The organism is uncultured Sphingomonas sp. (genome assembly GCF_964237155.1).
GTDB lineage: Bacteria > Pseudomonadota > Alphaproteobacteria > Sphingomonadales > Sphingomonadaceae > Sphingomonas.
In genome coordinates, this window is sequence record NZ_CAXSHH010000126.1 from 1 (window position 1) to 4,556 (window position 4,556).

Sequence of the window (4,556 nt, forward strand, 5' to 3'; positions counted from 1 at the left end):
TCACGAAGATCGACAGCATCTGGATGAAGTTCACCCAGTCGCTCGGATTTTCGAACGGATGCGCCGAGTTGGCGTTCAGGAACCCGCCGCCGTTCGTGCCGAGCATCTTGATCGCTTCTTGGCTGGCGATCGGCCCTAGCGCGATGACCTGCGACGCGCCCTCGACGGTGGTGGCGGTGATCTGTTGCGTCAGCGTCTGCGGCACCCCGCCCGCGACGAGCACGACCGTATAGACGATGCAGATCGGCAGCAGCAGATACAGGATGACGCGCGTCACGTCGGCCCAGAAATTGCCGATCGCTCCGGTCTCGCGCCGCGCGAAGCCGCGGAACAGCGCGAAGGCGAGAGCGATGCCCGTCGCGGCGCTCGTGAAATTGTGGATGGCGAGCGCGAACATCTGGGAGAAGTTCGACATCGCCGCTTCGCCCGAATACCACTGCCAGTTGGTGTTGGTGGCGAAGCTGATCGCGATATTGAACGCGCCGTCGGGCGCGATCCCCGCCATCCCCGGTTCGTTCAACGGCAACACGCCTTGGAGCCGCAGGACCGCGTAGGTGAGCAGCAGCAGCGCGATGTTGAACAGCAGCATCGACACGGCGTAGGCGCGCCAGCCCTGCTCGGCCGCCGGGTTCACGCCCGCGATCTTGTAGAACCCGCGCTCGACGGGCCCGAGCACCAGGTGGAACGGCGTGCGCCGCCCCTCATAGAGCGCGTGGAGCCACTGCCCCATCGGCTTGGTGAGCGCGAGCAGCACGCCCGTGAAGGCGAGGATCAGGATCCACCCCTGGATGGTCATGGAACCGCCCTCCTTAGAAGCGCTCGGGCCGGACGAGCACGGCCACGAGATAGACGAGAAGCAGGAGCGCGGTGACGGCGGCGAGCCAGAGGTCGATCGTCATCGCCTCACGCCCGCTCGAGCAGGCGGACGTAGGCGAACGTCATGAGGATCAGCCCCAGGAGTATGCCTAGCCAGAGAAGGTCGCCCATGATCCGAACTCCTTAGAAAGCCGCGGTCAGCGAGAATACGAACGTCCCGTCGGCGATCGAACCGGTCCCGTCCTGCCCGTTGGAGAAGGACGGCTGGAGGTAGGCGGCCTCACGCTTGGTGATGTCGGTGTCGACGTAGGACACGCCCAGCGTCAGGTTCTTGTAGGTCGCGTCAAGCCCGACAGAGTAATCCCAATATTTGCCCGTCGGCGCGACGGAGGTGGCGTTGGGCCCGAGACCCCGGTTGCCGTCCGAATAACCGAGGTGCGCCTTGGCGGTGAGCGGCGTGTTCGGGATGCCGGTCGACCCGTCGCCCCAGAGGTACAGATTGTCCTCCTTGTCGCCCTCGTCGTCGTACACCCCATTCGCGGCCGACGTGCCGTTGAAATAATAGCGTCCAAGCGCCTGCTGCTTGGGCGCGTACGCCACGCCGGCGGTCAGGTTCAGCGGACCCCTGGTGCCCGACAGCTTGACATATGGCTCGAAGAAGTCGGTTTTGTCCGCCCCGCCGGGAAACAGATAATAGGTCAACCCGACATCAAGCGTCGCGGCCTCGGTCGGCTTGAACTTAAAGCCTGCAAGGATGTCGAGCTCCAGGTTCGCGCCCCCGAAGGTGCCCCAGCCCGCCAGGTTCGACGCCCAGAAGCCGCCATACAGCCCGCTCTCGTGCGTGGCCGTTACCGAACCCTGCACCGCCAGGTCCTCGTCCGATTGCGACACGCCCCGGAACCGATAATCGGACACCAAGGCCGCCGAACCGGTGATCGTGATCGCCGGCGGCGCCGCGGCGGCGGAGTCCGCCGTATCGGTCGCCACGCCCGGCGGCACGGCGGCGTCCTGCGCCTGCGCCTGCGCCTGCGCCACGGACGCGGTCATCAACAGGGCGGTAACGGGCAGCAACGAACGGCGCATCGCGAATCCTTTGGCCAACCCACCGGAAAGCGGGAGGTGAGGACGGGCGGATAGGGTCGGTTAGCGTATGGAAGCGAGACGGAGGACGGAAGTCGCGCATATGATTTGCGTATGTTTCTCTTATCCTATGTCGGGACGGGAATCGGGCAGCATGCCAGACATCATGGACGAAGGTCGACGAGCGCCCTCGTGGTTGGTTCAAGGCTGCTTCTTGCGGGCGGTGTCGGGCGAGCGGATCGGGGTGTCGGACGGTGAGTGGGCGCTGATCGGCCCGCCGCCGCCGGCCGAGCGTGGACGGGGTTGCCGTCCGGCTGGCGACAACCGGCGCTTCCTCGAGGACATGGTGTGGATGGCGCGGACGGGCGCGCGGTGGCGGCATCTGCCGGACGAGTACGGCAAGTGGAACAGCGTGTTCCGGCACCATCGGCGCTGGGTTGGCGACCGGCCTGTTCGATGCCGCGCTGCAGGATTTGACCGAGGCGAGTGAGCGCGACACTACCCCGATATAATCGGCGGAAGCGGCCCCGAGGTGTCGGCGCTCGGCCTCGGCTGCAACAGGATGTCGCGGTAGCAGCCCCGGAACGATGACGAGAGCATGGCGACGATCCAGGCCGCGCTCGACGCCGGGATCAGCTTCATGAACACGGCCGATTTCTAAGGCATGGGCCATAACGAGTCGCTGATCGGCCGGGCGATCAAGGACCGGCGGGACCAGGCTTTCCTGAGCGTGAAGTTCGCGCGTCGTTCTCGCCTTCCGGGCGCTTCATCGGCGTCGACGCCCGCCCGAACTCGGTCAAGAACTTCGCCTCCTACTCGCTCCAGCGCCTCGGGGTGGACGTGATCGACTTGTATCAGCCGAGCGGCTGTGGCGGCCCATACAGCGCAGGCATCGCGACCTGTGGCCCTGAACCGGTTGTCCGTTCACGTTCAGCTGAAGCGCCAGGCGGAGGTATTTTGAATGCCTCTAAGTAGGCATTGCACATGAGGATGAGGTGATCGTGCACGGCACTGCTTATTGGGACAGGAAGGTTGCGCTCGAACACGCTGCGGACCGTGCCGAATATCGTGGACAGGACCGTCAGGTTAACGATCGGCAGATCGGCGAAGACCGCGTCGGACGCGCTGGCGAACATCGCGGCGGTCGCGGCGTCCACACGGCCGGCGAAATCCTCGATCAGCGCCTCGTTGTCGAGTTCCACGACCGACCGGTACAAGGCGCGGGTCACTTCGGGCCGTTCGGTCTTCGCGTTCCAATAGGTCGTCACGAGCGCTTCCACCATCTCGCCGATCGGACCGCCATGTCGCGCCAAGCACGCGCTTTCCACCTTGTCGGCCAGAACCCGCAGGTAGCGGTCGTTCAGCGCATAGAAGAGCGCCTGCTTGTGTGGGAGATATTGATACATGGTGCCGACGGAGACGCCCGCCCGCTCCGCTACCCGTGTCGTGGTCAGCCGCTGGGGACCATCGGTCACCAAAACCTGAATGGCCGCTTCGAAAATGGCGTCCAGTGTCGCTGTCGCGCGCGCCTGACGCGGGCTTTTCCGCAGTTTCAGACGGGGTGGGAAGCTCGAGGCCATAAGCGAATGCTCAAAGTGAATAATGCTTCATATATATGTATCCTCACAAGAAACCTAATTTGGGACGCTCCAATCATGACCAACGCCAACCGCGTCGCCCTCGTCACCGGCGCAAACAAGGGCATCGGGCTGGAGATCGCCCGCCAGCTCGCGCAGGCCGGCGTCTTCGTCATCATCGGCGCCCGCGATCCGGCACGCGCCAAGGCGGCGGTCGACGACCTCTCGTCTCAGGGACTGGCGGTGCAATCCGTCGAGATCGACCTCGACGACCATGCGAGCATCGCGGCGGCCGCCGAGACGATTCGAGCGGAACATGGCAGGCTCGACATCCTCGTCAACAATGCGGGGATCGTCGATGCGGAGGATGGTCCGCCCACCGCTTCCTCGCCCGAGGCCGCGCGCCGGATCATGAGCACGAACTTCATCGGCACCCTGGCGGTGACGCAGGCGCTGCTGCCGCTGCTGCGCCAGTCCCTGTCAGGACGAATCGTCAACCTGGCCAGCTCCCTGGGCTCGCTGACGCTCAACGGCGATCCGACGTCACCTTACTATTCCGCGCGTCTGATCGGTTACAATGCGTCCAAAGCCGCACTCAACATGCTAACCGTCCAGCTCAGCGAGGAGCTGCGCGATACGCCGATCGTCGTGAACTCGGTCAGTCCAGGTTACGTCAAGACGGACCTGACCGGGCATGGCGGCTTCCTGACGCCCGAAGAGGGCGCGAGACTGCCGGTCGAATACGCGCTGCTCGGCGAGGACGCGGTTTCCGGCCGGTTCGTGGAGGCGAGCGGCGAGACGCCTTGGTAGGCGTCGGTCTCCCGGGGTAGGCGTTGGTCTCCCGGCACTGCTCCGCCACCGTCCGACTCTGTCGTTTCTGATCAGAGACTCCTGCTCCCCTGATCCGCCCCCGAACCGCAGACGGGCCCCACCGGCCGATGCATGCCAAAAAACGGAAGCTGAATGAGTGTCAGGTTCGGGGAAGCGTCCAAGTCGGCATGAAGGTCTGCGTGTGGGTTTCGCGGTAGGAAGGCCGGTCGCGGCATGGCGGTTTCGCGTCAGGGGTACCGCTCGCGGCGCTAG

General features: G+C 64.9%; 7 protein-coding genes. 2 read left to right on the forward strand and 5 right to left on the reverse strand.

Annotated elements, in window-relative coordinates:
* The 3 genes from ACFE71_RS14990 to ACFE71_RS15000 all read right to left on the reverse strand — a co-directional run.
* The coding region (locus tag ACFE71_RS14990; RefSeq protein ID WP_375429564.1) for a potassium-transporting ATPase subunit KdpA at positions 1–796 on the reverse strand (796 nt) is incomplete at its 3' end.
* A gap of 13 nt (positions 797–809) precedes the next feature.
* Positions 810–899: a K(+)-transporting ATPase subunit F gene (gene kdpF, locus ACFE71_RS14995; RefSeq protein WP_375429565.1), complete on the reverse strand. Its 90-nt coding sequence runs from the start codon at positions 897–899 to the stop codon at positions 810–812.
* Between the two features lie 100 nt (positions 900–999).
* Positions 1,000–1,899, reverse strand: a complete 900-nt coding sequence (locus ACFE71_RS15000) for a TorF family putative porin (protein ID WP_375429566.1) — start codon at positions 1,897–1,899, stop codon at positions 1,000–1,002.
* Between the two features lie 220 nt (positions 1,900–2,119).
* Here ACFE71_RS15000 and ACFE71_RS15005 point away from each other — a divergent pair, with 220 nt between their 5' ends.
* Entirely contained in the window at positions 2,120–2,386 is a 267-nt protein-coding gene (locus ACFE71_RS15005; RefSeq protein WP_375429570.1) for a transposase, read from the forward strand.
* 8 nt (positions 2,387–2,394) lie between these two features.
* Here ACFE71_RS15005 and ACFE71_RS15010 read toward each other — a convergent pair whose 3' ends face one another.
* Both ACFE71_RS15010 and ACFE71_RS15015 read right to left on the reverse strand, forming a co-directional pair.
* The gene (locus tag ACFE71_RS15010) at positions 2,395–2,538 is read right to left on the reverse strand and encodes a hypothetical protein (protein ID WP_375429567.1); all 144 of its coding nucleotides are present in this window, start codon (positions 2,536–2,538) and stop codon (positions 2,395–2,397) included.
* Positions 2,539–2,750: 212 nt separating this feature from the next.
* Positions 2,751–3,476: a TetR/AcrR family transcriptional regulator gene (locus ACFE71_RS15015; protein ID WP_375429568.1), complete on the reverse strand. Its 726-nt coding sequence runs from the start codon at positions 3,474–3,476 to the stop codon at positions 2,751–2,753.
* A gap of 75 nt (positions 3,477–3,551) precedes the next feature.
* On the opposite strand from ACFE71_RS15015, the gene ACFE71_RS15020 reads away from it, so the two are divergent.
* Complete coding sequence (locus tag ACFE71_RS15020; RefSeq protein WP_375429569.1) at positions 3,552–4,283, forward strand: SDR family oxidoreductase; 732 nt, start codon at positions 3,552–3,554, stop codon at positions 4,281–4,283.
* Positions 4,284–4,556: the final 273 nt, after the last annotated feature.